Source organism: uncultured Salinicola sp. (genome assembly GCF_937921195.1).
GTDB lineage: Bacteria > Pseudomonadota > Gammaproteobacteria > Pseudomonadales > Halomonadaceae > Salinicola.
Window position 1 is genome coordinate 20,198 of sequence record NZ_CALFQK010000125.1, and the last position, 26,832, is coordinate 47,029.

Genomic DNA, 26,832 nt, shown 5'->3' on the forward strand with positions numbered 1-26,832 from the left:
CCAGCCTGCGGCATGCCACGCTTTGAGGCTTTCACCGAGCCTGTAATAGACTCGCCGGTAGCGATTTAAATAAGGGAAGCCTGATGTTCAAGCCCGGCGACGGCATGATCCGTTTGGGGGACGCCACCAGTCACGGCGGCAAGGTGATTAGCGGCCAGAGCACCTACATCGTGCATGGCAAACCGGTTGCCGTCGTCGGCGACAAGGTCACCTGTCCAAAGGATGGCCACGGCAGCGTTTGCACGATCGTCGAGGGCCACCCCACGCTCCGAATCAATGGCAAGCAGGTCGCCTTTCAGGGCTGCCACACCTCCTGCGGCGCGGCACTCGTCTCCTCGATGAATGGAACCCACATGATCGGCACAGAGGAGGCAAAGAGCCCTCCGGTTCCCCAACCCGTATTCTCGCCGGCCGCGGCGGCAGCCGGCAGGGTCATGAGCGATGAGACTGCCGAGAAGGAGAGCCAGTCGACGATCGCGCCGGGGTTCCACGTCGTCCGCGAGGCAGGCTACCGCGACCAGATCAAGCAGGATCTGCTGCCCTCGCCCTCCGCCGAAGTCGACGCCATGTTCGAACGGCTCAATACCCATCTGCCGGAATACGTGCTGCCCGGCTCGATGATCGTGCTCAGCGACCCCGAGAACCAGATGTGCATGGCCGAGGAGCAAACGCTGCAGGACCAGGCCCGGCTCGCCCAGCAAACCGTCCAGCAGCTCAAGCCCGAGCAGGCCCGGGTGCTGATCGACAACTGGGGCGCGATGATGGAGATCGCGAACGAAAAAGCCGCGCCCGCCGATGCAGAACGACAGGCTAGCATCAGCGAACGGGCTGCTGGTGCAATGGGTACCACATCCACCGCAGGCGGTGTATTCGCGGCAGCGCTAAGCCCTCTCAAATCGGCCTCGGCGGATGCCCTGGATGACTTGGCGTCTCTTTGGGAGAAGGGAGCGAAAAATGTGGATCAGGCACTGACCCGGATCATAGCTCCCGCCCAAAAATTCATGAACCAGCCTTTCGATCTCGCCGAGGAAGCTCGGGACCTCAAGGCCAAAATCGGCGTCAAGGGAGACAAGATCCTTCACAGTGTCACCCAGGCATTGGAGGGCTTCAGAAAAAACGGGATTCCAACAGTCGGGGAAGGCATCAGGTTGGCGGGGAGATGGGCCAAAACACTGGATGTAACGAACTACCTCGCCATCGCGCTCGACTATACGGCCACGGATCTGACCATCGAAAGCGCTTGTGATGATGCGGTGGATACTCAAGCATGCCGCCAGGTACAGTTCGAAGAGTATGGGGGATTTGTCGGCCGCACCGGTGGTGGTGCCATGGGTACCGCTGTGGGAACCACGACGGGAGCTCGCATCTGCATGCTGGGGGTCGGTTTGAGCCCGGGTGGTAAACTCGTTTGCGCCGCCTTGTTCAGTGGAACCGGGGGCTACGCTGGCATGGAGGCTGGCAACGCACCCGGGCGCCGGTTAGGCAGTACTATTTACGAGGTCGTTTATGGCGATGATGAGGAGTAACGGGTGAGCCTGACAACGACTGAAACCGTCGTGGCGGTGGCCGGGGCTTTCTTTGGCATTTGGACCTTTATCATCGCGATCCTGGGGCTTCTCGCCGCCCCAGTCATCATCGATAGAGTGGACCGAATACTGGGGGGCATGTACCCCGAGGATGAAATCCTGTTCAAGGGCTACCCGCTCTCGTTCACACGGTTGGGAACGTATGGCCGCGTTATTCTGTTTCGCAATACGCGGCGATATCAGCGCAAGATATTTGAAGGACGTCCCGATCTCGTGAAAGCAGTGGAAACAATGCCTCGTGGTTTACGGCTGTGGCTCGTATGGGTTCACGCCCCTCTAATGTTCACGGGCGCTCTGTTTTTTCTCTTCGGTTGGCTGCTGATGTACCTGGACTAATGAACGATTCAGTAGTCTTCGGAGCTCTGCTTTTCACTACGATCGGCTTGGGCATACTGGCCTTCCTGCTCGTCATTGTCGGCATGATCCTCGCGCCGTTCATCATCGACAAGGTTGATCGAGCACTGGGGCCACTGGCCTCGGAAAAGGAACTTTTCTTCAAGGGGCTTCCACTCTCGGCCCACCGGATGAGCGGCTATGGTCTCAAGGTGCTTTGCCGCAATACCAAATGGGGCCAGCACCGGATCTATCTCGAGCGCCCCGATAGAATTCACGCCGTCGAAAGTGCCCCTCCGTGGGTCCTCAACGTGGTGACGTGGATCTACGCCAGCTTCGTGATCGTCGCGCCGATCGCTGTTCTGATGGCCTTTATCGTGATCGGGATTCACGATTCGGCGTGATTTCACTGGAACGCCGCCGAATAATATTTCAACGTAGCCAACGTCTCCACCCGAGCGTTGATCATTGCGGCACTGTCTCCCTCGCCCACTTCGGCTTGCAGCCCCACCATACGCTATCGAACATTAGCGTCGCATTTTCATCCAACGCCAACCACACAGACGCATCTACTCGGCGCCCGGATATGTCAAGGGCGCCGAACAATAATCGGGATAACTTATTACACCCGCAGAAATATCGTAGATATTATACAGAAGCGACTATTAGTTAGAATCACCTTAGCTCTTAACTAAAAGCCGACCATCAATCAACTATTGGACCGAACACTCTCATAACATGATCTCTATTTTTTTCAAAATACCACCTGGCAAAAACTGTAAAAAGTCTTTCGTAAAAAGCCTTACGATCTACGCCTGTTATAACTCCATAAGCACTATCAACATAATGACCAACGGCTGTTTTAGCTTGATCTCTTTGCTGACTTCCCGGCTTCATGGACACATTCTCAAAGTCTTGCGATCTCACATGGATTCGATGGTCGCCGAATTCAGCTCTTAGTAATTCTTCGGCCTCTGCGCTATAGTCACGCAAAAAAACGACCAAACCACATTCTGGCGTAAATGGAAGATAAGAAAGATTTCTACCAGCATGCTGAACGAGCTGGAGATTTTGGTAATCTTGCCGACGTCTCCAATCAGCTAAAGTCTCTTCTTTGACATCAGCATCTAAAACGGCGTAAGAAGAAGTCGTTGGAGGTAAAACTGACCTACCTCTATCCAAAAATTTTATTACGCTCAAAAATCCACCAAGGGGAAGCACGCTGAAAGTAGGATAACTTTGCTGATTTCTGTATTTAGCAAGAATGGCTGCTTTACAAAAAGCGTCAACGACAAGTCTTGCTGCCTCGTCTTCTACATATATCGCTTTATCTGGTGCGGACTCTTCAGAGAGTGCAATACTCCCTAAAGCGAACGTGGGAAAGCACCTTGGAATAACCTCAGAATTATCACCATTATCGTGTATATACAGAAGCTGATCTCTACTTGCAACTTTGATTAGACTGACTGAGTGGGTTGAAAATATCACTGTAAGTGATTTGGTGTTAGCAACGTTTTCGAGATGTTTGAAAAGCCCTATTTGAGCTTTCGGATGCAGAGCCAGCTCAAGCTCGTCAATGAGAATTAATGAATTATTAGGACATGCATCAATTTTCACAAGAAGTTTCAGCACACACAATTGACCTAGGCTGAAATTTTTTTCAGAAAAGTAGTGATTAACACTCCCCTGCTTGTACTGCATTAAATAGGCGCGATTCCCAGAGCCAGTGGTTAAATTAATATAACGAAGACCATCAAACTTTTGAGTATCGAAGATAGAGTTCATCGCGGCAATCAAGGCGCCAGATGCCTTTGTTACTCGGTTAGGATTAAAATCCTCAGGTCGCGGCGTAATTCTGTCGGCGGTAGCCCCGACATATATTACATTGGGATAACCGAAACTGCTTAAAAGTTTACTCAACCTCCTTGGTCTTGGAACCCATCTTTCGCTGGAATACGAATACGTCACTACTTCATTGTTGATATGATATTCAACACTTGCCTGAGAATGATTATCCATCCTTTCTGACAACTCAGACATAGGAAAGTGAAGTGGGAATGCATTTCTAAACCCAATGCGCCTCAGGCAGGCCAAAAGGGTTGTCTTTCCAATACCGTTTGTTCCAGACAGCACATGCACGCCAGGTGAAGGTATTGAGAAATTAAGTTCCTTTATGCTTTTTAAATTTTTAACTTTAACGCATCCAGCCATAACTAAAAACCCTTCGAATTATTATCGCAGCTTTGCGAAGCCCACTAAGCAGTTTGTGATTTGTCATTTCGCTGCAGATCCATGAATCTGCTTTATCTAAATATAGGTTTTGCCTCAAAAAACCTTTCCACCTTCCGCCACGCCTGCCCAATAATCTCCACGTCCTCGGGCTGCACCAGCTCCTTATGGTAGGCCGGATTGTCACTGATCAGTATCTACGCCCCACCGGCGACACGCTGCACGCGCTTTGGTCGTAAGAGAAAGCCCATACTGGGTATGGGCGTATCTTCTCAATCAAAGCTGAACGACTTCTTGTTGCTGGCCGCCTGGCTTTCCATCTGGACACAGCTCTCGAGCAAACTATAGCTACCAGAGCCACCGACGGTGGCCACATCATCGCAGCCGCCACGGATGTTGGCAGGAATCGATGACCACGCGCCTTTCAGGTGGTCGTAGGAAGACTGCTCCATCTGAATGCAGCTGTTGTAAAGCGAATTGCTGAGATCCCCCGTAATACTCGCCACCTCCGTGCAGTGGCTCTCCACATCGTAGCGAGGGATTGAATCAGCGTTGGCCGCGCCCACGGCCAACGAAAGGCATAACAACCCAGGTAGAATGAGGCGCTTCATGGAATCACCTCATGCAATGCTTTGGACATAGGCCGGCAGAACCTGGCCGTAATCGAAAGATTCCTTTTCCTGCTGACCACTGTTCATCGCAGCACCGAAGATTGCCAGGCCGATGAAGTAGATGATCGGCGAGACGACCAGGCTGACGATCAGTTGGGTAATCCCCATGCCAGTACGCCCGCGCGTGATGACTACGATCGCCACAATGAATGCGACGAAATTCAATGGGCAGCCCACGAACAGGCCAATACCTGGAACGGGTAAGAGAAAGCAGATCCAAGCAACGATCAGAAGCGCCCAGACAGCTTTGACGGGAGCCGATTTGGTCGCATCGGCGGAAGTGGTAACGTCAGACATTTGATTTCCCTTGCGTAATGGCGTGGCTCTATCGGCCACTTCTTTTGCCGTTTGAATATGGAGTCTATGACTCCTCGTTATCGGCAGATCCTTGGTATTTCTAAATCAAGCAATCTCACCCATCCGCGTCCGCACACGGCCCATCACGTGGACCTCCTGCATCCGGTCCGGGGCGATCATCTCTTTCTCGTAGTAGCTGTTGTCGCTGATTAGCAGCATCGCGCCGCCGGCCAGGCGCTGCAGCCGCTTGATGCGCAGCTCGCCGCTCACCCATACCAGAAACACCCCGGCCTGAGCGAAATTGGTGTCGTTGAGGTCAATGAATACCCAGTCGTCGTCGAACAGCGTTGGCTCCATGGAGTCCCCGCGCACACGTACGCCTGCCAATTGAGCTCCGGCCAGACCGAGCTGGGACAGCGTGGCGGCATCGATCGTAAAGGTACCAACCACGGTCTCGCGCTCGAGCGACCGACCGGCCCCGGCAGCGCCCTCAACGTCGTAAAGAGGAACAGGCATCCCCGTCGATAGGGAGAGACCTTCCAGCGGCACATGGGGAACATCCGATCCCAAAGGGGCAGAATTGATCACCCCCGCAGCGCCGCGAGATTCACCCGTAAGGATAAATTCGATGTCGATTCCCGTCTTAACCAAAGCCGCCAGATAGTCGGCTTTGGGCACGCGCTGATCGCCCTCGTACATCATCTGGCTGCGCTTTGTTACACCGACGAGCTCACCAAATTCGGTTTGCGAGAGGCCCTTTTGTTTCCTCGCCTCGCGCAACCTTTCGCCAAAAGAACCCATTAGTTCGCCTTTGATGCTTGACGGGGAAACATTTGAGTACCTATTATCGACACACAGTCTTTAACGGTACTAGGAAGGCATCACCAAAGCCTGCCTTTTAAGACCCTTTAGGAGCTTATCACATGAGCCAGACCCAACGCCGCCAGTCCCCCCATGGTTGTAATCGCCCGATCATGACGCTGCTGACTATCGAAGAGCGCGCGGAGGTCGAGGCTATCGCCAGCCGGGAGCTTCGGTCGCTCTCAGGCACTGTGCGCATGCTCATGCTGCGCGGGCTCCAAAACACACCTAAAGCCGAAGCCGTCTCCTGACCCGCACAAGGAATCGTCGCCATGTACCAGGACCCGAAGCGTGTTCGTCAACGCGTCACCGTCTATCTCGATCAGTACGAGGTCGATGTCATCCAGTCGTTCGCCAACCTCTACGGTCTCTCCCGAGCCGAGGTGATGCGCTCGATGATGATGAAGGAAGCGGCCGAGCTTCTCGGCATCGGCGACGTCCGGGGGACCGGTGTGGGCAGTATCAGGGCGAAAGCAGGCTGACCCAAGCACCACATCCGGCACCACATCCACCGTGCAAAACGAGACGCCCCCATGCCGCAGCAGACCTTCGACATTCATGAGTTCCAGGAAGAGACGCTCGAACGGGTGCGCCAGCAGGAGGGCCTGGAAACCCGCGATCAAGCAGCGGAGCTCCTCGTGAAGCGGCGCTTGCGAAGGGGTGGCTTCGAGCTCACCGGCCGAGGCCGCGCACTTTACCCAATCCAAGGAGGTTCTCGGTGAGGATCTGTTGCCCGCACTGCGGTGAAGCGTCGATCACCCGCACCAGCAAGCGCCCGTCGCCGACGCTCTACGAGGTCTACGCGCAGTGCATCAATCCGGCCTGCGGCTGGGGCGGCAAGATCTATGTCGAGTTCGCCAAGACGCTGACGCTGAGCCGCAACCCAGATACCGACATTCGCATCCCCATGGAGCCCGGCCATCGCCGCGCCTGCATGGAGCAACTGGCCGCGCTGAACGGCTGACCGCTAACGCAACGCCCCGAAGGGCTCATCTCAGGAACGACACCATGACCATCACCACGCTCTCCGCCGGCCCCCGGGCCCGGCGGCTACGCCAACTCGACCCGAAAAACGCCGCCACCGGCTATCTGCTGCGCTACTGCCGGGGGCTGAATCGCCGTGAAGCGCTCGAGAACTGCACCCAGTTCCTGATGAGCGAGCAGGCGATGCCGGAAGCGAAAGCGGAGCTCGCCGCGATTCACGCCAGCGCCGAGCTGGAGTCGCTCAATCAGGTCGCGTGGCTCGATCTCGAATCCAGCACCGAGTATGTCGTCGTGCTGCGCACCGTCGGCGGCCTACCGATCTCGTTCACCGTTGGCGACCTGCTCGCCGCCCGTGAGCAGGCCCGAGACCGGGGCGCCCTGCGAGTCGTTCGCAGCCGCCCCCTGCAGTAACCCCCACGCCCCCTTTCGGAACGCGAGGTCTCACCATGGCAGCCGCGACTCAGCCCCTCCCCACCGAGGAAAAACGTCATCTGTCGGTCGTCCTGCCGGATGGCCGTGCCGGCTTCGGCGCCCTGCGCGCCGAGCTGCATGCCCGCTGCGCGGACAAGGATCTGGCCGAACTGTGGGCGGACATGCCGACCAATGAGCGCAGGACGGTGCTGGCCAGCGCCCAGATGCAGGCCCGCGATGCCCTGCGCGGGATCGGCGAGATGAACCGGGCCGAGCGCGATGCGATTCGTGCCGCCATCGGCCGCATGAGCCGCTACGCCCAGCGCCTGGGCGAACGGCTCAAGGGCGAGAGCCCGAATCGGGAACTGGCCGCCAACGCGCGCCGGGCCCTAGCCCAGGGTGACACCAAAGCGGCACTGCACTGGATCGACCTGATCGAAGCGGGGGCGCAATGAGCGCCATCGAACGGTCCCGCCAATGGGGCACGGTCGACTGTCTGCCGTGGCGCGAGGCGATCTTCGAGCGCTTCCCCTCGCTGGCCGAGGATCTGGCCGCCGGCTTCGTCCACGTCGCCGAGCGTTACGGCAACGCGGCGGGCAACCGTTGGCTGACACGCCGGACGGCGGAGCTGATCGAGCCGGCGCACGTCTACAAGCGCTTCCCGGTCATCGCCGACGATCTGCAGCGTGCCTTCATCGCCCGGCGCAATGCCCAGCCCACCACCATCGAGGGCATCCGCGCCGGTTGCTACTGGCTGCGCATGGTGGAATCTCGCCTCAAGATCGGCGGGCTCAATGCCACCCACGACGACGACGCCCTGGTCGATTACGCCCAGGCGCAGGCCCGGGCCGTCGAGGACGAACGCAACAAGCTGATCGGTGGCATCGCCGAGCACAATCGCCGCCTGCGTCTCGGCCTGCTGCCGCCACCCCGGCGCGTTCGCCAGCCGCGTGGCATGTCGCTCTCCGCCCAGTCACGGTCCATGGCGCGCCAGATCGCCGCGGCACGCAATCCGCTGACGCCCCCGCCGGGCGGTATCCCGCTGATGGCGGTGTTCCGTTGGGAGCGAGCGCCGGTCATGAGTCTGGCCGTGGCCGACGAGATGGCGGCCGCCGCCGCGCGCAAGCGCGCCACGCTCCACGGCATCGCGCCGCCGCCAGTGAATCAGAAGGCCAGCGTGCAACTGGCGCGGCTAAGCTGCCCCAGCTTCTGGCGACGCAAACTGCGCCGGCTGGCCGGGCGACGTCTCGAGCAGGTCCAGCGCGAGGCGTACCGCGTCCACGCCCAGGCCGGCATCTACTGCAGCGACATGACCATCGAGCGCCGCCGCGCCCAGCGCGTGCGCAACCGCACGCTGCTGGAGACGCTCGAGGCGATCAACCAGGAAGGCCAGACCTACACCCTGGCCGAACTCGCCGAGCTGGGGCTGGCCAATCCGGACCACCGCCGCGCGGAGCTGATGCTGCGCATTCGCGATACCGAGGTCGAGGCTCGCCGCCTCGGCCACGTGGGCATGTTCTACACCGTCACCGCGCCGAGCCGCTTTCACCCGGTCAACGCCAACCGCTACACGGACCGCAAGGGCCGGGAGCGCTACCGCTGCCGCCGCAATCCCCGCTACGACGGCTCGACCCCGCGCGAGGCCCAGCAGCACATCCAAAAGGTGTGGGCGAAGACCCGCGCCAGACTGGCCCGCGCCAAGCGTGCCATCTATGGCATCCGCGTGGTGGAACCGCACCACGACGGCACCCCGCACTGGCATCTGCTGGTGTGGATGAAGCCGGAGGACGTGGAGGCCGTCAGCCAGACCCTGCGCGATTACGCCGAGGAGGAGTCGCCGGAAGAGCTGTTCAACCGGTTCGGCAAGACCACCGCCCGCTTCGATGCCAAGCGCATCGACTACTCGAAGGGCACGGCCGCCGGCTACGTGGCCAAGTACATCTCCAAGAACATCAATGGCGAGCAGTTCGCCCGTGCCGGCATCGAGGGCGACGAGCTGGACCGCTACGGCCACGATCTCAACAGCGCGGCCCCTCGCATCGAGGCATGGGCGGCCTGCTGGGGCATTCGCCAGTTTCAGTTCGTGGGGCTGCCCAGCGTCACCGTCTGGCGCGAGATCCGCCGCCTCACCGAGAAGCAGGAAGGCGAGCTTCGCAAGTGGGAGGAAGCCACCAACCCGCTGCCCCGCGCGGCGGCCACCTTTCACCACATCCGCGAAGCCGCCAACGCCGGCCAGTGGGACCAGTTCCTCCGCCTGATGGGCGGCCCCAACACGCCGCGCAAGCTGCAACCGATCAAGCCGTGGTCCATTCCCGCCTTCCGCACCGGCAAGGGCGACGATGACTTCAGCCACGCCACCGGCGAGCAGCATCGGGAATTCATCGAGCGCGGCCGCTACGGCGACGAGATCAAGGTGCCCAAGGGCCTCGCCGTCAGCGACGGCAAGGGCAGCGTTTCCGAGTACCTGACGCGCCTCTACCGCTGGAACGTGCGCCCGAAGCGTGCGGCCGCGTCGGGGTTTTTGGGAGGTGGCGAAGCCGCCGACCCTTGGACTTGTGTCACTAACTGTACGGACCCCGGCACGGGGGCCGGCCAAAGCCTCGTTCCCAGGGGGCTTCTGACCCCGAAAGAACTCACCCCGGAGGAGTTGGAAGCCCAACTCCAACGCTATCGAGCGTGGCGCGCCAGCGAACACGTCCGCCAGGAGATGGAAGACGCCGATCTCGAGCACCGAATGATCCAGGCCGCCGTCCGGCGGCACCCGAAACCCACCCCGCCGGAGAGGCAGGGCACCCCCGAATATTTCCCGGAAGGGATCTGACAACAACCGTGCCACGCAGGCGCTGAAGGAGAGAGGATGCAAACCCAGCAACACACCGATCGCGCGGTACCGCGCGGCACCCTGCAGGACGCCGGCGAACTCGCCGTACTGGCACCCAATACAGGCGAAACCCGTCACCGCTACGCCATGGTGATCGCCTTCGACAGCGAGGAAGCGCTACGCCAGGCCGTCACCAGTCACCGCTGCGCGTACCGCGACAGCCAGACCGTGGAGGAACTCAACCATGGCTGATATCGCCGACAACGCCGGTGACATCATCGAGCGCCACCTCGCCCACTCGCTCGCTCGACACCAGCTACCGGTGACCGTCGCCGGCGCGATGGATACCGACTGCGAGGAATGCGGCACCGAGATCCCGAAAGCCCGGCGCCAGGCCGCGCCCTGGGCCACCACCTGCATCGATTGCCAGTCGATCCGCGAAGCCAGGGGGCGCCATGTTCGGTGAACGTATCAAGCGGCCGGCGAAAGTCGCGGCCTTGCTGATCTTCGCGCTCGCGATCGGCGTCGCTCTTCAGCTCGGAACCGCGCTGGCTTCTCGCTTCATGCCACGCATCGAAGTGATTGAGATCCACGCGACTGGTCGCGCCGAGACGGCGGACATGACCATTACCGATCCGCGCCCGGCGATGCCGGGCCGGTACCAGTACTGAGAGGTCGAACGATGGCTGGCAATCACCATGCCCGCGCCGCGGGGATTCTCTGCCGGGATCCAGCTTTCAGGCGCTACCTGGATCAGCGAGCCCGCGCCAAGTTCGGCGCGGACGTGCCGGACGGCACACACAGCGAACAGGACGCCGGCGACTGGATCCGGAAGGCGTGCCGCATCGCGAGCCGCGCCGAACTCGATACCAACCAGCAGGCCGGCGCGACGTTCCGGCTGATTCAGAACCGATTCAATCGGTGGCGAGCTCGCCGCCCCAATGACCAGGGAGACCGCTCATGATGAGATATCACCAGGCTGAGATCCTTTACGCGTCGGACGTGGCGCAGCTAATGGGCAAATCGCAGCAGGCGGTTACCAACCTCATCAAGCGGGAGAGCGACGCACTGCCGCCGGGGCGATTCAAAGTCGGGCGGCTCTGGGCGTGGAAGCGCTCGCGGGTAATGGACTGGCTCGAGAACTTGGATGCGGAAGAAGCGACAGCGCCAGCAGAGCCGCGCCGGCGCCCTGGCCGACCTCGCGCTACCCCAGCTTCTCCGCAAGCGCTGAGGGGTTGAGGTGGGTATATCGCCGCAGCATCCGCAAATCCTTGTGACCAGTGATCGCGGCGACCTCCATGATGTTGAGCCCTTTCTCGAAGAATCGCGACGTCGCCTCGTGCCGCAGATCGTGAAACCGGAGCCCCTCAACCTCCGCCGCTTTACAGCTCTTCTCGAAATAGTGCGTGACTGTATCAGGCCGCAACGAGAAGAGCTGACCATCCAGCCTCGCCGGTAGCGCTTCGACCGCCGCGCGGGCCGCTCGCGAAAGAGGCACCGCTCGACTGGTGCCATTTTTCGTCTCGGCCAAGTAGGCCACACTCGCCCTCACGTCCGACCGTTTCAGCCCAATCAGCTCTCCCCTCCGCATGCCGCTCTCGACGGCCAACGTGATCAGACGCGGCATTTCCGCATGAAGGACACCAGCGGCCTCCAGAATCGCAGTCAGTTCGTCATCGGTTACCCGCCGTTCGCGATCCTTGTTGAGCTTCGGCTTCCGGATCTTCGCGCACGGATTGTCGACGGGCATCCCCCATTCCTTGATCGCGATAGTGTAGAGGTGCGACAGCAACGCCAGGTCGCGGCGAACCGTCGAACCCGACGCGACTTCGAGACGTTGATCCCGGTATAGCGCGACATCAGACGAGCGGAGAGTCGACAGCGTGAACCGTCCGAGATCTCGGGCGAGGATCGCCAGCCGCGACCGCTCGTTCCGATAGCTCTTCTTGTGGACCGAGATCTCCCGCTCGTAACGCTCGAGCGCCGCCGCGATTGTCAGCGCGTCGGCCTCGCGAGTATCGACGAACCTGGCCTGGCTCATCTCGGTTTCGATCTGCTTCGCCCATCGCTCTGCCTGGGCCTTCGTGTCGAACGTGGCGCTGACTTGGGGATAGCCTTTCTTACGGATGATCGCTCGCCAAGAGCCGGAGCGTTTTTGGAACGTAGCCATAGCGTTACCTGCGGAGATGTACCGCAAGTGTGCCAAATACTGGATAAAAAGGAAGTGATACTAGGCAGGATCGGGCGCAAACCCTTGATATGCCTGGTGCCGGTAAGTGGACTCGAACCACCGACCTACGCATTACGAATGCGTTGCTCTGCCAGCTGAGCTATACCGGCCAGGCGGCGCCTATCATAATCACCAAACCCGTGGCGGACAACTGGGGCGAGGCTTCCGGTATTGCCCGCCGTGCCTGATTCAACAGCGCGTTCATTCCGCGCCGGGCGCAGCGGCCACGCCATCGCCGCCCGGCAGTGCGCTGGCGTCCAGCGCGAGACCGCCACCCAGCGCCTGGACGAGCTGCACCGAGCGGTCGAGGCGTTGGGTGTTGATCTGGGTCAGGCTCTGCTCGGCCGATAGCAACTGCTGCTCGCTGCTGAGCACGTCGAGATAATCTGCCAGCCCGGCACGGTAGCGCTCTTCGGCCAGCCCGTAGGCGGAACGGGCGCTCGCCAGGGCCTGCTGCTGGCTCTGGCGCTGACGCTCCAGCGATTGCAGCGTGGTGACGTCGTCCGCGACTTCCCCCAGCGCGGAGACGATGGTCTTGTTGTACTGCGCCACGGCCAGATCGTACTCGGCATCGGTGCTTTCCAGGTTGGCGCGAAGCCGGCCACCGTCGAAGATGGGCAGCGAGATGGCGGGTGTGACGCTGCCTGACTTGGCCGCTTCACTGAAGAAGTAATCCCCCAGCACCGAGCGAAACCCCGCCATCGCCGAGAGATTGATGTTGGGGTAGAACTGCGCCTTGGCCGAGTCGATGCTTCGCGAGGCGGCTTCGACCCGCCAGCGTGCGGCGACGACATCCGGCCGATGGCCGATCAGGTCGGCAGGGATCACGCTGGGCAGCGCGGCAATGGCAGGCGACAGCGCGTCGGGCTGCGGGATCGTCTCGCCACGGTCCGGCCCCTTGCCCAGCAGAATGGCCAGGGAGATGCGCTCGCTGCGGATCGACTGCTGCGCCGACTCCAGCGCCTGGCGTGCGCTGGCGGCAGTCACCCGCGACTGCAGGCTCTGGGTCTGATTGTTGAGCCCGGCCTGGAGCAGTTCGTCGTTGATGTCGTTGATCCGCAGGGCCCGGTCCAGTTGGCGCTGGGCGACATCGCGGCGGGCATAGGCGTCGGCGAGACTGACGTAGGCGCGCGCCACGTTGGCCGATAGCGTCAATCCGGCGGCGCGATACTCGATCTCCTGGGCGCGGGCCTCTCCCAGCGCGGCCTCCCAGGCGGCACGGGCGCCGCCCCAGAGATCGAGGTCGTAGTCGAAGGAGAGCAGCAACGATCGCGAGGTAGAGTAGAAGTTGCCCTGTCCGAGCGGATCCTCGACCTTGGAGACACGGGAGCGCGAGATTTCAGCCGAGGCATCGACGCTGGGCAGTTGGCCGGCCCTTGCCGAGGCGATGGCAGCGTTGGCGGAGCGCAGCCTCGCCTGTGCCACGGCGATGTCCGGGGAGTCGCTCAGGGCTTCCTGGATCAGCGCGTCGAGGGTGGGATCGCCAAGGCGCTTCCACCAGTCGACATCGGGCCATGCGGCCGGCGATACCGGTGAGCGGCCAAGCACCTGGTTCGCACTCAATCGGCTGATGGGCGTGAGCGTCTGCTGCGGCTCGATCCCCGCATAGTTGGCACAGCCGCCCAGTAGGATTCCGGCAAGTGTGGCACCGACGACCCATCGGGCCGTGGTGCCGGGAGAGGGAAAGAAGTCAGACATCCGTGTCCTGAAAAACCCGAAACTTAGTTAGCACTATAACAATAGTCGCGCCTAGCCATCCACCGATGTCCCGCGCCCGCGAGATTCGGGCATCGCCTCGTTCGCCTCGTTCGCCACGCTCTCGCGTGACGACATCTCGGCCTCCTGCTGCTGCTCCTGTCGGAACAGCGACCAGACGACGATGAACAGCGCGGCGATGAGCGGGCCGAGCACGAACCCGTTGATCCCCATCAGCGTCATCCCGCCGACGGTGGAAATCAGCACCACGTAATCGGGCAGCTTGGTCTCCTTGCCCACCAGCGGCGGGCGCAGGAAATTGTCGACGAGCCCGATGACCACCACGCCGACGAAGACCAGGATCACGCCTTTCACGTAGGCCCCGCTGAGCAGCAGGTAGGCAGCCACCGGAACCCAGACGATCGCCGAGCCGATCGCCGGCAGCAACGACAGGAACGCCATCATCACACCCCACAGCAGCGCGGCTTCGATACCCAGCGCCCAGAACGCCACGCCCCCGATCGCGCCCTGGACGATGGCGATGATCACATTGCCTTTCACGGTGGAACGCACCACGGCAGTGAACTTCTCGATCAGCTTGTAGGTGTACTCGTCGCTCAAGGGGATCGTCGTGCGTATCAGCTGTCCGAGCGAGCGCCCGTCCCGGAACAGGAAGAACAGCAGATAGAGCATGATCCCGGCACTGACCAGGAACTGGAGCGTGTTCTGCCCGATGCTCAGCATATGCGTGGCGATCAGCCGGCTCCCCTGCTCGAGAGCCGAAGCCAGCCGGTTGCTGATATCGGACAAGCTCCCGAAGCCCGCATCCCCCAGCCAGCTCTGAACCGAAACCGGTAGCGATCCCTGGAACTGCTGCATGTACTGGTTGAAGTCGATATCGCCGCTGCCCACGCGCTGGTACACGCTGGCCCCCTCACGTACCAGGGCACCGAAAATCAACGACATGGGGAGGATGACGATGAACACGCACGCCATCACGCTGATGAGCGCGGCCCAGTTGTTCCGGCCCTTGAGTCGGATGACCAGACGGCGATGCATGGGTTGGAAGAGGATAGCCAGGATCACGGCCCACAGCACGGCACCGTAGAAAGGCAACAGTAGCCAGACGAACGCGATGGACACCAGCGTCAGCAAGAGAATGAACGCTTTGTGTTGGCTTAGAGAACTCATGGGGGATTCCGAATTGATGGGTCACTGACGCTAAGCATAGCGTCCTCGCCCCTCCGACGTTCAATTAAGAATGCCGGCAATCCGATGTCACCCTATCCGAGCGCGCCAGCCACCCGAGCCGGACGGCAACGAAAAAGCGCCAAGCCTCACGGCTGAGCGCTGGTACTGACCCATCTTCCCTGATATCGAACCGAGCCTCCTGCTTCGCGCTTCCCTGCGTGCCGATACCATCCTGGTATCACCTCGACACTCTAGTCCCCGACAGATGACAAAACGTTAACAACGGTGTGAATCCACGTGGAATGAGCGCCCCCATCTCGGGCCTCGAACGATTTACAAAAAATTGCAATTTGCAGGAATGGAGAGCGGCTTAGCGGATTCAGCGACTTACCATGCACTGTTTAACGCAGGATAATAAGACCCAAATTCCGTTTCCGTACAACCCTTGTACAGCACAAAACGCTGTGCCAGCATGAAATCGTGAAGTCGGCACGGAAAGCCGGATCCATCGGGCAGGGACGCCCGTCACCAGTCGGCAAGGATTGCCATCGCCTGGCCAGTTCAGGAGATCTAAGCCAAGGAGGGCTGATCGTGAAAGACACCATCGCTTGCACCCGTTGCGGTCACACTCAACCGTTCTCGCTCGAATCGCACGCCGAGTGGGATGAGATCAGCTGCGTCGAATGTGGGGAATTTCTCGATACTATCGGGCACTGGATGGACGCTCACGCGCCCAGCTACTCGGTGCAGATTCTCAACCAGTGTCGCAGCCTGACACTGAAAATGTCGCGCGAAAGTGCGTCACCGCACCTCCTGAATGATCATCACCTCAGATTGAGGCAATCGGCATGATCAAAGTCACTCTGGATCTCACCTGTTCCGTTTGCGGTCATCAGCAGTTTCATCTACCGGTCAACAACCGGGAAGGTAGTAACGTACGTTGCGCCAATTGCAGCGCCTTCAAGTGCAGGACGCTGGATCTGGAGAAGGCGCTTGGCGCCATCACCAGGCTACGCGCCGGAGACCGACCCGCAGCGGCATGATATGAGACACCAACTGCCAAGAACCGCCTTCATGAGGCGGTTTTTTGTGTTGGTCGATCATCATGAGAAAAACATCCGTACAACTTCTGGCGAGGGAAGAGATCATGGTCGACATCGAGCAGTTGAAGAACCATATCAAGGATGAGGTCCGCGCCTGCCAACAGCGTCTGACGTCGTTCGAGCAAGAGTTGGAAACGCGGAAGGAAGACCTGCGACTGTTGCAGGCGAATATCGAGGGATGGGTCGATTCACTGGGGCTGGAAGGCATCGATAGCCGCTACGACGACATTACCCACACGCTGGAGAAATTCGACCAAACCTTCGAGCTGACGCTCCAGGAACTGACGCTCTCTTTCGGCAGTTGCAAGCTGCATGTCGCTCCCGAGGAGCAGTACCTTCATGGTTCCCGGATCCTGCTGTATTCATCTTCCGATGAGGATGACATCAAGGAGGTCATCGAGTCGGAAGGAGAGTTCTACTTCACCGAACTGCAATTCGGCCAGAAACGCGATCTCTCGAGATATCACCAGCTGACCGACACGGCTTTTTATAAACTGCTCTATCGCTGGCTTCGCACTTGAGGCGGTGGTGAACGGCCAATCGAGCCGCAAAAAAGCCCCGATCGAAATCAGGGCCAAGGAATGGTTCCGCAGGAAACGAAACGATAAGCAGTCTATACCAGATGCCTCTCGGCAAAAGCCCGACGAGAGCGGGCTTTGGCCTGCAATTCCCCCATCACCACCGCGCCGGCCCGGTTCGATCACGCGCCAACTGGCTGGAGTCTCGAACCGCCCCCCGATACCGGCGACCGACCGTTCCTCTCACGATAGCGGCGTCTCGATGGAGCCTTGAATGCTCAGACCTTTCTTGGCCGCCCCTGCGGGCCGATGGGGCGGCCCAGCGCAACCTCGATCGCACGATCCCTGTCGAGACCACCCTCGACGAGTTTCCTGATGCGCGTCTTGAGTGTGCCTACCGGCACCTTATTCAATGTCGCCTTGGTCGTGAGGCTCCCCTCCTTGGGGACATTTCTCTTCTTCAAAACGAGCACTCGCTGCTCGTACGGGGTGATCTTCATCGCGACTTCCTCGGAGGCGCTGGCCTCCTGTTCTCGGGCGAGAGGAAAACGGTATGGCTGGGAGATCCAAAACTGAGCGACTCGACAGAGTCGAGCCTCTCGAAGCTAGTCGCTTCTCCCGAGGCTGACCACTACTTTCTCGGCAGGATGCCCAACTCGCGAAGGGCGCACCGCGGCGCCGCGCCGAACGCCCTGGCTGGCACCGAAGTCAGTACTCGCTAATTCGCCATCCACCACCCATACTGACTTCACGATCTGCTCGGACTCTCGCCAGGCGCGTGCCGATCATCCAAGGTCGGCCTGCACCTCTCGTGATTCTCCCCATCTCTTCGCACGCCGTGACGGTCGGTCATGGCGCCTTCCACTTCGACACTCGACGAACTTTCGAGTGACACCGCCTAACGCCAGCAGGCGTGCTTCGTTTTTCACCATGGCATGGCGTTACCGCCTCGATCCGGGTCCTGATCCCCTCGGTCGGCGGCAGGAGATCACCAATGCATCGATGCAACGATTTGCCGATCGCTCCTCCCCGCCCCTCGTCGCACGGGGGCAGGCCATGAACGCCTGGTGGCGTCGAGACGACGCCAGTGCCAACCCGCCTCCCCCCTGGGATGCCAGGACGCCGGTCCGCGAAGAGCTCTTCGGCCCGGAACGGCTCGAGCAGCACGCCCAGAGCCTCGCGCTGGCACAGCCGATCACCCTGCATCCGCCAGCGGTACTGCCCCTGCATCGACGACTGCACGACAACACGGTGGCACTGGGCGCCGCTTATCGCAGCATTGCCAACGAAGTCGCCCAGCGCCGCAGCATCGTGCCAGCCGCGGAGTGGCTGCTCGACCACTACCACCATGTCGAGAAACACGTCAGCGACATCGGGGAGGATCTGCCGCCGGGTTACTACCGCCAGTTGCCCAAGCTGGCCGACGGTCCCTTCGCCGGCTACCCGCGCGTGCTCGGCCTGACCTGGGCCTACGTCGCCCATACCGACAGCCATTTCGATCCCCTCACCCTGTCCCGGTTCATCAACGCCTACCAGCGTATCGAAGCGCTGACCATCGGCGAATTGTGGGCGATCGCCATCAGTCTGCGCCTGGTGCTGGTGGAGAACCTGCGCCGACTCTCGGACCAGATCATCCGTGCGCGGGAAGCCCGGGACGAGGCCGATATCCTGTGCGAAAGCCTGCTGCGACGGGAGGCCGATGGCCATTCGCTGCAGGCTTACGCCCATCTCGACATCACCGACCCCTTTGCCGCCCACTTCTACGCCCAGATGGTCAAGCGCCTCAAGGATCAGGATCCCGGCAAGGTGCCGGCGCTGGTCTGGCTGGAGCAGGAGTTCGCCCGCCAGGGCACATCGACCGCCGCCGTGGTGCACAACGCCCATCAACGCCAGGGCGCGTCCAACGTCAGCGTCCGCAACGTGATCACCAGCCTGCGCCACATCGCCGATTTCGACTGGGCAACCCTGGTCGAGCAGGTCAGCCTGGTCGACCGGCGCCTGCGCGCGGACAGCCGCTTCGCGGAGATGGACTTCGCCACCCGCGACCGCTACCGCAACGCCATCGAGCAACTGGCCCGGGGCTCGCACCGGGACGAACTGCTGGTGACCGAGCAGGCGCTTGCCGCCGCGCAGGCCGAGCTTGCCCCGGATTGCCAGCCGGCCGACGCGGAACAACGCACCGATCCGGGGTATTACCTGATTGCCGACGGTCGTCGCGAACTGGAGCGGTCGCTGGGCTTCCGCCCGCCCCTGGCGCTGCGGGTTCGCCGGGCCGTGCTGAAGCTGGGGCTGGCCGGCTACGCCTGCGCCACCAGCCTGATCACACTGCTGCTGCTGGGACTTGCCGTGTGGGCGCTGGGGGCGGCCGGGCTGGCGCCGATGTGGCAACTGCCATGGCTGGTACTGATCTTCCTGCCCGCCTACGAGGTGGCGACGGCACTGGCCAACCGCGCCCTGGGTGAAGGTGTCGGCGGCGAGGCGCTGCCCGGCCTGGCACTCGAGGAGGGCGTTCCCACGACGCTCAGAACGCTGGTCGTGGTACCGGCCATGCTGACCGAATCGGTCGCGCTGCGTGAACTGATCGAGCGCCTGGAAGTGCACTATCTCTCCGGCACCGGCGGCGACCTGACCTTCGCCCTGCTGCTGGACGGGCGCGATGCCAATACCGCCGAACTCGCCAGCGACGACATCCTGCTGGCCAGTGCGGTGGACGCCATGGCGCGCCTCAACCAGCGTCATGGCAACGGCCCGGCAGGCCCGCGCTTCCTGCTGCTCTATCGCCGCCGGCTCTACAATGCCAGCGAGGGCTGCTGGATGGGCTGGGAGCGCAAGCGCGGCAAATTGACCGAGCTCAACCGCCTGCTGCGTGGCGCCGACGATACCTCCTATATCTCCGTCGATGGCCACACGCCCTGGGTGCCGCCCGGCGTGCGCTACGTGGTCACGCTGGATAGCGACACCCGCCTGCCTCGCGACACCATCGCCAGGCTGGTCGGCAAGATGGCGCACCCGCTCAATCAGCCGGTTTTCGGGCCCAGCGATCGGGTCGTTCGCGGCCACGCCATTCTCCAGCCCCGGGTGACGCCCTCGCTGCCCATCGGTCGGCAGGGCTCGCGCTACCAGCGGCTGTTTTCCGCCCCCGGCGGCATGGACGTCTACACCGCCGCGGTGTCGGATCTCTATCAGGACCTGTTCGGCGAGGGGTCGTTCGCGGGCAAGGGTATCTACGCCGTGGACGCCTACGAGCGCTCGCTGGTGGGCCGGATTCCCGAGAACAGCCTGCTCAGCCACGACCTGCTGGAGGGCATCTTCGCGCGGGCCGGTCTCGCTTCGGATGTCGAAGTCGTCGAAGCCTACCCGGAGCGTTACGACGTCGCCTCCAGACGCCAGCACCGCTGGACACGGGGTGACTGGCAGCTACTGCCCTGGTTCTGGGGGAAGCGTTCGGACCGCCAGGCGCTGACCGCCGTCGGCTGCTGGAAGATCGCCGACAACCTGCGCCGGTCGCTGCTGGCGCCGAGCCTGTTCGGCGCGCTGATGATCTGTGCCTGGCTACCGATGTCGGCCGCACTGACCGCCCTGGCACTGACGCTGGCCTGCCTGATCATTCCCGCGCTGATCCCTGTCGTCTCGGCGCTCGTGCCCCATCGCCGCGACGGCAACTGGCGCCATCACTGGCGGACACTGGCCCGGGACCTGCGAACCGAGATGGGGCGCTGCCTGCTGAGCCTGACCCTGCTGGCGGATCAGGCGTGGCAGATGGGCGATGCCATCCTCCGCACGCTCTTTCGCGTCTACGTCTCCCAGCGCCATCTACTGGAGTGGACGACGGCGTCACAGCTGGCCGGCAACGAACGTCTCGGCGCGGCCGGCTTCGGCCGCGAAATGGCCGGCGGCACGCTGCTGAGCCTGGCGCTGGCGCTGATTCTGGCGATCGTCGAGCCACCGGCCTGGATCGTCATCCTGCCGCTGCTGGTGCTGTGGCTGGTCGCCCCGCTGATCGCGCTCTGGACCAGCCGCGCCCCCACCGACACCACCGACAACCTGCGTCTATCGCCACCCCAGGCGCAGGCGTTGCGACGCATCGCCCGACGCACCTGGCAATTCTTCGACACCTTCGTGACCGCGGACTCCCACGCGCTGCCACCGGACAATTTCCAGTTCGACCCCAAACCGGTCATCGCCCAGCGCACCTCGCCCACCAACATCGGCCTCTACCTGCTGGCGTGCGTCGCCGCGCGGGATTTCGCCTGGATCGGCACCCATCGCGCCGTGGAGCGACTCGAGGCCACGATGGCCACGCTGCTCGTGCTGGAGCGCTGCAAGGGCCATTTCTACAACTGGTACGACACCCGGACACTGGCGCCGCTCGATCCGCTCTACGTCTCCACGGTCGACAGCGGCAACCTGGCAGGCCACCTGATCACGCTGGCCAACGCCTGCGACGCCTGGATCGCCCACCCGCATGTCCTCGACCCGCGCAACGGCCTCGCCGATACCCTGCTGCTGTGCCGCGAGGACATCGCCGCCACCGAGTCGCTCGACGCCGAGACGCGGACGGCCCTGCTCGACGAGCTGGATTCGCTCTCCTCCCATCTCGAAGCGATCGGCTACGGCATCGAGTATTGCGATGCCCTACGTCAGTCGATCGCTACCTGCCAGCAGCTGCTGGGAACGCAACCCGACGCCCCCTCGGAGGCCGACGAGGCGACCGGGGAGGTCTCGCCGCAGCGCTGGATGCTGATCCTGCAGCACTGCCTCGACGAACACCGACGCGACGCCGAGGACACGGCGCCCCTGGCCCAGGCCGCCGCCTCGGGCGATGCTGCGGAGGCCGCACCCGAGGCCACCCTGGCCCGGCGCCTTCAAATGCTGGCGACGCAATCGCGGCGGCTCGCACTGGAGATGGATTTCCACTTCCTGCTGGTGCCGGAGCGCAAGCTGATGTCGATCGGTTACGCCCCCCAGGAGGATCGGGTCGACGAAGGCTGCTACGACCTGCTCGCTTCCGAGGCGCGCCTGGCGAGCCTGCTGGCGATCGCCAAGGGCGACCTGCCCACCCGCCACTGGTTCCGCCTGGGCCGGGCGGTGACACCGCTGAAAGAGGGCGTCGCGCTGATCTCGTGGTCGGGCTCGATGTTCGAGTACCTGATGCCCTCGCTGGTCATGCGCGCACCGTTCGGCAGCCTGCTGGAGCAGACCAACCGGCTGGTCGTGGCCAGCCAGCGCCTGTATGCCAGGCGCCATGACATCCCCTGGGGTATCTCGGAATCCGCCTACAACGCGCGGGACATCGACTTCACCTATCAGTACTCCAACTTCGGCGTGCCGGAACTGGGGCTCAAGCGGGGGCTCGGCGACAACCTGGTCATCGCCCCCTATGCCACCGCACTGGCGACCATGGTCGCGCCGCAGGCCGCGCTGGAGAACTTCGCCCGCCTGCAAACGATGGAGGCGGAGAGCCACTTCGGCTTCTTCGAGGCGATCGACTTCACCCCGACGCGGCTGCCGATCGACCGGACCTTCGTCATCGTGCGCAACGTCATGGCCCACCACCAGGGGATGACCATCGCCGCCATCGCCAACAGCCTGCTCGAGGGACGGCTGCGCAGCCACTTCCATAGCGAGCCGATCATCCAGGCCAGCGAGCTGCTGCTGCACGAGCGCCTGCCACGGGAGGTCGCGACCCTGCCATCTCCCAACGATGCCCGGCACGCCGCGCCGTCGAGCGGCGCCGCCACAGCGGCGGCGGCAGCGGTGCGACGGCACGTCGGAGAGCCCTCCTCGGCGCCTCCGGTGACCCACCTGCTCTCCAATGGACGCTACAACGTGATGCTGACCGCCGCCGGCGCCGGCTTCAGTCGCTGGCAGCGCCAGGCGATCACCCGCTGGCGCGAGGACGCCACCAGCGACGACTGGGGCAGCTTCATCCTGCTGCGCGACCGGGAGAGCAACGTGCGCTGGTCCGCTGGCGCGCACCCGCTGGCCAAGGTAGCCGACTGGCGAGAGGTGGTCTTCGCCGAGGATCACGCCCGTTTCACCCGTCGCGACGGTGAGATCACCACCACCCTCGAGGTGCTGGTCTCCGGTGAGGACGATGGAGAGGTACGACGTGTCTCGGTCACCAACGGCGGTCGCCATGCGGTGACCATCGAGCTGACCTCCTACGCCGAGGTGGTGCTGACCCAGCCGCCCACCGACGATGCCCACCCGGCCTTCGCCAAACTGTTCGTCGAGACCGATTTCGTCGCCGACTACGCCGCCCTGACCGCGACCCGACGCCGCCGGGACGCCAACGAAACGCCGATCTGGGCGGCACACTTCGCGGTGGTCAAGGGGGAGTGCGAAGCGCCGCAGTACGAGACGGATCGCGCACGCTTCCTGGGCCGGGGGCGTCAGCTCGGCGATGCCCTGGCGCTCGCCGGCCAGCCGCTGTCGAACACCACCGGGGTGGTGCTGGATCCGATCTTCTCGCTGCGCTACGTGCTGCACATCACGCCTGGGCACGTCGCCCACGTCGATTTCTGGACGGTGGTCGCCGAGAGCCGCGAATCGATGCTGGCACTGATCGACATGCATCACGACACCAGCGCCTTCGAACGCGCCCGCACCCTGGCCTGGACCCAGGCCCAGGTGCAGCTGCGCCATCTCGACATCGAGCTGGAGGAGGCCGCCGATTTCCAGCGCCTGGCGGCGCCGATCCTCTACAGCGATGCCCGCTTCCGCTCCTCCTCCGAGGCGCTCGAGCGCGGGCTGGCGATGCAGTCCAACCTCTGGCCGATGGGGATCTCCGGCGACCTGCCGATCGTGCTGCTGCGTCTCGGCGAAATCGAGGAGGTGGCCTGGCTGAAGACGCTGCTGCGTGCCCACGAATACTGGCGGGCCAAAGGGCTCGGCGTCGATCTGGTGGTGCTCAACGATCGCGCCCACTCCTATCTGGAGGAGTTGCAGGAGGCGATCGAGTCGGCCGTCCGCGCCAACCGACCGCCCCCCCATGTCGATGGCGACCTGGCGCTGGGCTCGGTCTACACCTTGAGAGCCAACCAGTTGAACCTGGCCAGCCAGGAGCTGCTGCTGGCCGTGGCCCGGGTGGTGCTGACGGCGCGCAAGGGCGCGCTCACCGCCCAGCTCGACGCGCTGCTGGCGCCGCCCTCGCCCAGGCCCGCCGCCGGCGCGCTTCCCCGGGCCGAGAAGCTCGGGTCCGGCGCACCCAGGGCCGAGGTCCCGTCCCTCGACGTCCATCGTGACCCCCTGGCGCACCCGACCGTCGTGCCCAACGGCAAACCCGACACGCCGGCCGCGCCACCGCGACCGGCGGTGGCCCCCTCCTCGCGCCCGCCGCTGGGGGATCTGGTCTTCTTCAACGGTACCGGCGGCTTCGACCGTGACGGACGCGAGTACGTCTGCGTGCTCGACAATGGCGATACCACACCGCAGCCCTGGATCAACGTCATCGCCAACGCCGGTTTCGGTTTTCAGGTCTCGGCGGAGGGCGGTGGCTATACCTGGGCGGACAACAGCCGCGAGAACCAATTGACGCCATGGTCCAACGATCCGGTCAGCGACCTGCCCGGCGAGGTGATCTACGTCCAGGATGCCGACAGCGGCGCGCTGACCACCGTCACCGCTCGCCCATGTCCCACGCGCCCCGGACATCAGGCCCGCCATGTCGCCCGTCACGGTTTCGGCTACACCCGTTTTGAGCACGACACGCCCCAGCTATCCATGGTGCTGCTGCAGTACGTGCCGTTGAACGACCCGATCAAGATATCGCGGCTGACACTGGAAAATCGCACCGCGACCCCCCGCCGGCTGATGGTGACCGCCTACACCGCCTGGGTGATGGGCACGTCGCGGGCCAGGACCGCACCGTTCCTGATCTCCCGCCACGATCCCGTCACCGGCGCGCTGTTGATGCAAAACCCGTGGAACCAGGCCTTCCCGGGACGAGTCGGATTCGTCGACCTGGACGGCCGCCAGAGTGGCTGGACCGCCGACCGCCGCGAGTTCCTCGGCCGAGGCTCGCTGGCCGCGCCGGAGGCGCTAACCAAAATGCGCCCGCTGTCGGCAAGCGTCGGGGCGGGGCGTGACCCTTGCACGGTGCAGCAGTGCGAACTGACGCTGGCCCCCGGGGAGACGGTCGAAATCGTGGCGTTCATGGGCCAGGCCAGCGACGACGAGGCCGCCCGGGAGTTGATAACGCGCTATCGACGCACCGATCTCGACGCCAAGCTGGACGAGGTCGAAGCCTACTGGCAGACGCTGCATGGGGCCTTGCAGATCAGCACGCCGGACCCGGCCATGGACCTGATGCTCAACGGCTGGCTGACCTACCAGACCCTGGCCTGTCGCATCGTGGCGCGCTCGGCGTTCTACCAGGCCAGCGGCGCCTACGGTTTCCGCGACCAGCTGCAGGATGGCATGGCGCTCACCTTCGCCATGCCGGCGCTGGCGCGACATCACCTGCTGCGCGCCGCCGGTCGCCAGTTCGTCGAGGGCGACGTACAGCACTGGTGGCTGCCGCACTCCGGCCAGGGCGTGCGCACCCGGATCTCCGACGACCGGGTGTGGCTCGCGTTTGCCGCCGCGACTTACATTCAGGCAACGGACGACCCCGCGGTGCTGGACGAGCGGGTCGCTTTCCTGGAGGGGCCGCCGCTGGCGCCGGAGGCCCATGACGACTTCGCCCAACCGCTGACGGCCGACGAGGCGGCGTCGCTGTTCGAGCACTGCGCCCGCGCCCTGGACCAGGCTCTCGAGCGGTTCGGCGAGCACGGCCTGCCACTGATCGGGACCGGTGACTGGAACGATGGCTTCAATCGTATCGGCGAAGCGGGTCGCGGCGAGAGCGTGTGGCTGGGCTGGCTGCTGCTGCGCACGCTGCTGCTGTTCGCGCCGCTGGCCGACACCCGCGACGCGCCGGAAGCGCGGGCCCGCGCCCAGCGCTGGCGGGAACGCGCCGAGACGCTGCGCCAGGCGCTGGAGAGCGAGGCCTGGGACGGTCAATGGTACCGCCGCGCCACTTTCGACGATGGCCGGTGGCTCGGCACCCACGACAACGACGCCTGCCGGATCGACGCCATCGCGCAGTCGTGGGCGGTGCTGTCGGAAGGTGCCGACCCCGAGCGCGCCGCCCAGGCCATGGCGTCGGTGTCACGCCACCTGATCCGCCCCGAGGAGCGACTGGCGCTGCTGTTCACGCCGGCGTTCGACCGGACCGCAATGGAGCCCGGCTACATCAAGGGCTATCCGGCGGGGCTGCGGGAGAACGGCGGGCAGTACACCCATGCCGCGATGTGGTCGATCCTGGCGTTCGTCAAGCTGGGCCAGGCCGACCAAGCCTACAGGTTGTTCTCGCTGCTCAACCCGATCAACCACGCCCTGACACCGGAAGAGGTGGCGCGCTACCGCGTCGAACCCTACGTGATCGCCGCCGATGTCTACTCCGAGCCGCCTCACGTCGGACGCGGCGGCTGGACCTGGTACACCGGCTCCGCCGGCTGGATGTACCAGGCCGGCGTGGCCGGCATCCTGGGGATTCGCCGGGAGGGTCGCCGGTTGATCGTCTCGCCCTGCATTCCCGATGCGTGGCCGGGCTTTCATGCCACCGTCAACCTCGAGGGGAGCGCCTGCATGATCCGCGTCGAGCGACCCTCCGACGGCCGGCCCGCCGGTGCCACGCTGGATGGAGAGCCGCTGCCCGACAGCGCTTGCGAAGCGTGGCTGACCCTGGACGGCGAACCTCACCTGCTGATCCTCCGTCTCGCCGAGCGCGGCCCCGATCCGGCACTGCCCGGTTCCGTCCCGCAAACCTCCCCGCCACCGACGGCCACTGCCGCCGACGGCGAATCATGAACGACCGCCGACTCCGGCCCCGCGCGGGGCGCCTGACGGCCACCCGT

26 protein-coding genes and 1 tRNA gene are annotated in these 26,832 nt (G+C 63.2%); 18 read left to right on the plus strand and 9 right to left on the minus strand.

Features of this window, described 5'->3' with window-relative positions; genetic code table 11:
- Positions 1-83 precede the first annotated feature (83 nt).
- From Q0602_RS13880 to Q0602_RS13890, 3 genes are read left to right on the plus strand one after another with little or no spacing between them, the layout of a single operon-like run.
- Complete coding sequence (locus Q0602_RS13880; RefSeq protein WP_298844428.1) at positions 84-1,526, plus strand: PAAR domain-containing protein; 1,443 nt, start codon at positions 84-86, stop codon at positions 1,524-1,526.
- A 3-nt stretch (positions 1,527-1,529) separates the two neighbouring features.
- Positions 1,530-1,922 (plus strand): hypothetical protein, encoded by a 393-nt coding sequence (locus tag Q0602_RS13885; RefSeq protein WP_298844431.1) that lies wholly within the window; start codon positions 1,530-1,532, stop codon positions 1,920-1,922.
- Positions 1,922-2,323 carry a hypothetical protein gene (locus Q0602_RS13890; protein WP_298844433.1) on the plus strand — a complete coding sequence of 134 codons (402 nt, stop codon included), beginning with the start codon at positions 1,922-1,924 and terminating at the stop codon, positions 2,321-2,323. The genes Q0602_RS13885 and Q0602_RS13890 overlap by 1 nt, the downstream gene beginning before the upstream one ends.
- A 301-nt stretch (positions 2,324-2,624) precedes the next feature.
- On the opposite strand, the gene Q0602_RS13895 is transcribed toward Q0602_RS13890, so the two are convergent.
- The 4 genes from Q0602_RS13895 to Q0602_RS13910 form a co-directional block, all read right to left on the minus strand.
- Entirely contained in the window at positions 2,625-4,130 is a 1,506-nt protein-coding gene (locus tag Q0602_RS13895; RefSeq protein ID WP_298844435.1) for an ATP-dependent endonuclease, read from the minus strand.
- A 290-nt stretch (positions 4,131-4,420) separates the two neighbouring features.
- Positions 4,421-4,759: a hypothetical protein gene (locus Q0602_RS13900; RefSeq protein WP_298844438.1), complete on the minus strand. Its 339-nt coding sequence runs from the start codon at positions 4,757-4,759 to the stop codon at positions 4,421-4,423.
- Positions 4,760-4,768: 9 nt separating this feature from the next.
- Positions 4,769-5,116: a hypothetical protein gene (locus tag Q0602_RS13905; protein ID WP_298844441.1), complete on the minus strand. Its 348-nt coding sequence runs from the start codon at positions 5,114-5,116 to the stop codon at positions 4,769-4,771.
- 105 nt (positions 5,117-5,221) lie between these two features.
- A complete protein-coding gene (locus tag Q0602_RS13910) occupies positions 5,222-5,917 on the minus strand; it encodes a S24 family peptidase (protein WP_298844444.1) in 696 nt (231 codons plus the stop codon).
- Positions 5,918-6,039: 122 nt separating this feature from the next.
- Between Q0602_RS13910 and Q0602_RS13915 the strand changes: the two genes are divergently transcribed.
- The 11 genes from Q0602_RS13915 to Q0602_RS13965 are packed head-to-tail and all read left to right on the plus strand — an operon-like array spanning position 6,040 to position 11,157.
- Complete coding sequence (locus Q0602_RS13915) at positions 6,040-6,228, plus strand: hypothetical protein (RefSeq protein ID WP_298844447.1); 189 nt, start codon at positions 6,040-6,042, stop codon at positions 6,226-6,228.
- Between the two features lie 21 nt (positions 6,229-6,249).
- The gene (locus Q0602_RS13920) at positions 6,250-6,459 is read left to right on the plus strand and encodes a hypothetical protein (protein ID WP_298844450.1); all 210 of its coding nucleotides are present in this window, start codon (positions 6,250-6,252) and stop codon (positions 6,457-6,459) included.
- Positions 6,460-6,510: 51 nt separating this feature from the next.
- Complete coding sequence (locus Q0602_RS13925) at positions 6,511-6,699, plus strand: hypothetical protein (RefSeq protein ID WP_110717324.1); 189 nt, start codon at positions 6,511-6,513, stop codon at positions 6,697-6,699.
- Entirely contained in the window at positions 6,696-6,941 is a 246-nt protein-coding gene (locus Q0602_RS13930; RefSeq protein ID WP_298844458.1) for an ogr/Delta-like zinc finger family protein, read from the plus strand. The genes Q0602_RS13925 and Q0602_RS13930 overlap by 4 nt, the downstream gene beginning before the upstream one ends.
- Before the next feature lie 44 nt (positions 6,942-6,985).
- The gene (locus Q0602_RS13935; protein WP_298844461.1) at positions 6,986-7,372 is read left to right on the plus strand and encodes a hypothetical protein; all 387 of its coding nucleotides are present in this window, start codon (positions 6,986-6,988) and stop codon (positions 7,370-7,372) included.
- A 35-nt stretch (positions 7,373-7,407) separates the two neighbouring features.
- Complete coding sequence (locus Q0602_RS13940) at positions 7,408-7,827, plus strand: hypothetical protein (protein WP_298844464.1); 420 nt, start codon at positions 7,408-7,410, stop codon at positions 7,825-7,827.
- Positions 7,824-10,193: a replication endonuclease gene (locus Q0602_RS13945; RefSeq protein WP_298844466.1), complete on the plus strand. Its 2,370-nt coding sequence runs from the start codon at positions 7,824-7,826 to the stop codon at positions 10,191-10,193. The genes Q0602_RS13940 and Q0602_RS13945 overlap by 4 nt, the downstream gene beginning before the upstream one ends.
- A gap of 36 nt (positions 10,194-10,229) precedes the next feature.
- On the plus strand, positions 10,230-10,445 hold the full coding sequence (locus Q0602_RS13950) for a hypothetical protein (protein ID WP_298844469.1): 216 nt from the start codon (positions 10,230-10,232) through the stop codon (positions 10,443-10,445).
- On the plus strand, positions 10,438-10,659 hold the full coding sequence (locus tag Q0602_RS13955; protein ID WP_298844472.1) for a TraR/DksA C4-type zinc finger protein: 222 nt from the start codon (positions 10,438-10,440) through the stop codon (positions 10,657-10,659). The genes Q0602_RS13950 and Q0602_RS13955 overlap by 8 nt, the downstream gene beginning before the upstream one ends.
- A complete protein-coding gene (locus tag Q0602_RS13960) occupies positions 10,649-10,864 on the plus strand; it encodes a hypothetical protein (RefSeq protein WP_298844475.1) in 216 nt (71 codons plus the stop codon). Before Q0602_RS13955 ends, Q0602_RS13960 begins: the two co-directional genes overlap by 11 nt.
- An 11-nt stretch (positions 10,865-10,875) precedes the next feature.
- Positions 10,876-11,157, plus strand: a complete 282-nt coding sequence (locus tag Q0602_RS13965; RefSeq protein WP_298844478.1) for a hypothetical protein — start codon at positions 10,876-10,878, stop codon at positions 11,155-11,157.
- A 240-nt stretch (positions 11,158-11,397) separates the two neighbouring features.
- On the opposite strand, the gene Q0602_RS13970 is transcribed toward Q0602_RS13965, so the two are convergent.
- The 4 genes from Q0602_RS13970 to Q0602_RS13985 all read right to left on the minus strand — a co-directional run bounded on the left by Q0602_RS13970 (position 11,398) and on the right by Q0602_RS13985 (position 15,309).
- Positions 11,398-12,363, minus strand: coding sequence for a site-specific integrase (locus Q0602_RS13970; protein WP_298844480.1), 966 nt, complete (start codon positions 12,361-12,363; stop codon positions 11,398-11,400).
- 94 nt (positions 12,364-12,457) lie between these two features.
- Positions 12,458-12,533, minus strand: a tRNA-Thr gene (locus tag Q0602_RS13975).
- Positions 12,534-12,624: 91 nt separating this feature from the next.
- Positions 12,625-14,121 carry an efflux transporter outer membrane subunit gene (locus tag Q0602_RS13980; protein WP_298844482.1) on the minus strand — a complete coding sequence of 499 codons (1,497 nt, stop codon included), beginning with the start codon at positions 14,119-14,121 and terminating at the stop codon, positions 12,625-12,627.
- Between the two features lie 51 nt (positions 14,122-14,172).
- Positions 14,173-15,309, minus strand: coding sequence for an AI-2E family transporter (locus Q0602_RS13985; RefSeq protein WP_298844484.1), 1,137 nt, complete (start codon positions 15,307-15,309; stop codon positions 14,173-14,175).
- A 591-nt stretch (positions 15,310-15,900) separates the two neighbouring features.
- Between Q0602_RS13985 and Q0602_RS13990 the strand changes: the two genes are divergently transcribed.
- The 3 genes from Q0602_RS13990 to Q0602_RS14000 all read left to right on the plus strand — a co-directional run bounded on the left by Q0602_RS13990 (position 15,901) and on the right by Q0602_RS14000 (position 16,933).
- Positions 15,901-16,161 (plus strand): hypothetical protein, encoded by a 261-nt coding sequence (locus tag Q0602_RS13990; RefSeq protein ID WP_298844486.1) that lies wholly within the window; start codon positions 15,901-15,903, stop codon positions 16,159-16,161.
- Positions 16,158-16,352 carry a hypothetical protein gene (locus tag Q0602_RS13995; protein WP_298844488.1) on the plus strand — a complete coding sequence of 65 codons (195 nt, stop codon included), beginning with the start codon at positions 16,158-16,160 and terminating at the stop codon, positions 16,350-16,352. The genes Q0602_RS13990 and Q0602_RS13995 overlap by 4 nt, the downstream gene beginning before the upstream one ends.
- A gap of 104 nt (positions 16,353-16,456) precedes the next feature.
- Positions 16,457-16,933 carry a hypothetical protein gene (locus tag Q0602_RS14000; RefSeq protein ID WP_298844490.1) on the plus strand — a complete coding sequence of 159 codons (477 nt, stop codon included), beginning with the start codon at positions 16,457-16,459 and terminating at the stop codon, positions 16,931-16,933.
- A gap of 275 nt (positions 16,934-17,208) precedes the next feature.
- Here Q0602_RS14000 and Q0602_RS14005 read toward each other — a convergent pair whose 3' ends face one another.
- The gene (locus Q0602_RS14005) at positions 17,209-17,430 is read right to left on the minus strand and encodes a hypothetical protein (RefSeq protein ID WP_298844492.1); all 222 of its coding nucleotides are present in this window, start codon (positions 17,428-17,430) and stop codon (positions 17,209-17,211) included.
- Positions 17,431-17,932: 502 nt separating this feature from the next.
- Here Q0602_RS14005 and Q0602_RS14010 point away from each other — a divergent pair.
- Positions 17,933-26,785, plus strand: a complete 8,853-nt coding sequence (locus Q0602_RS14010; protein ID WP_298844494.1) for a glucoamylase family protein — start codon at positions 17,933-17,935, stop codon at positions 26,783-26,785.
- Positions 26,786-26,832 lie beyond the last annotated feature (47 nt).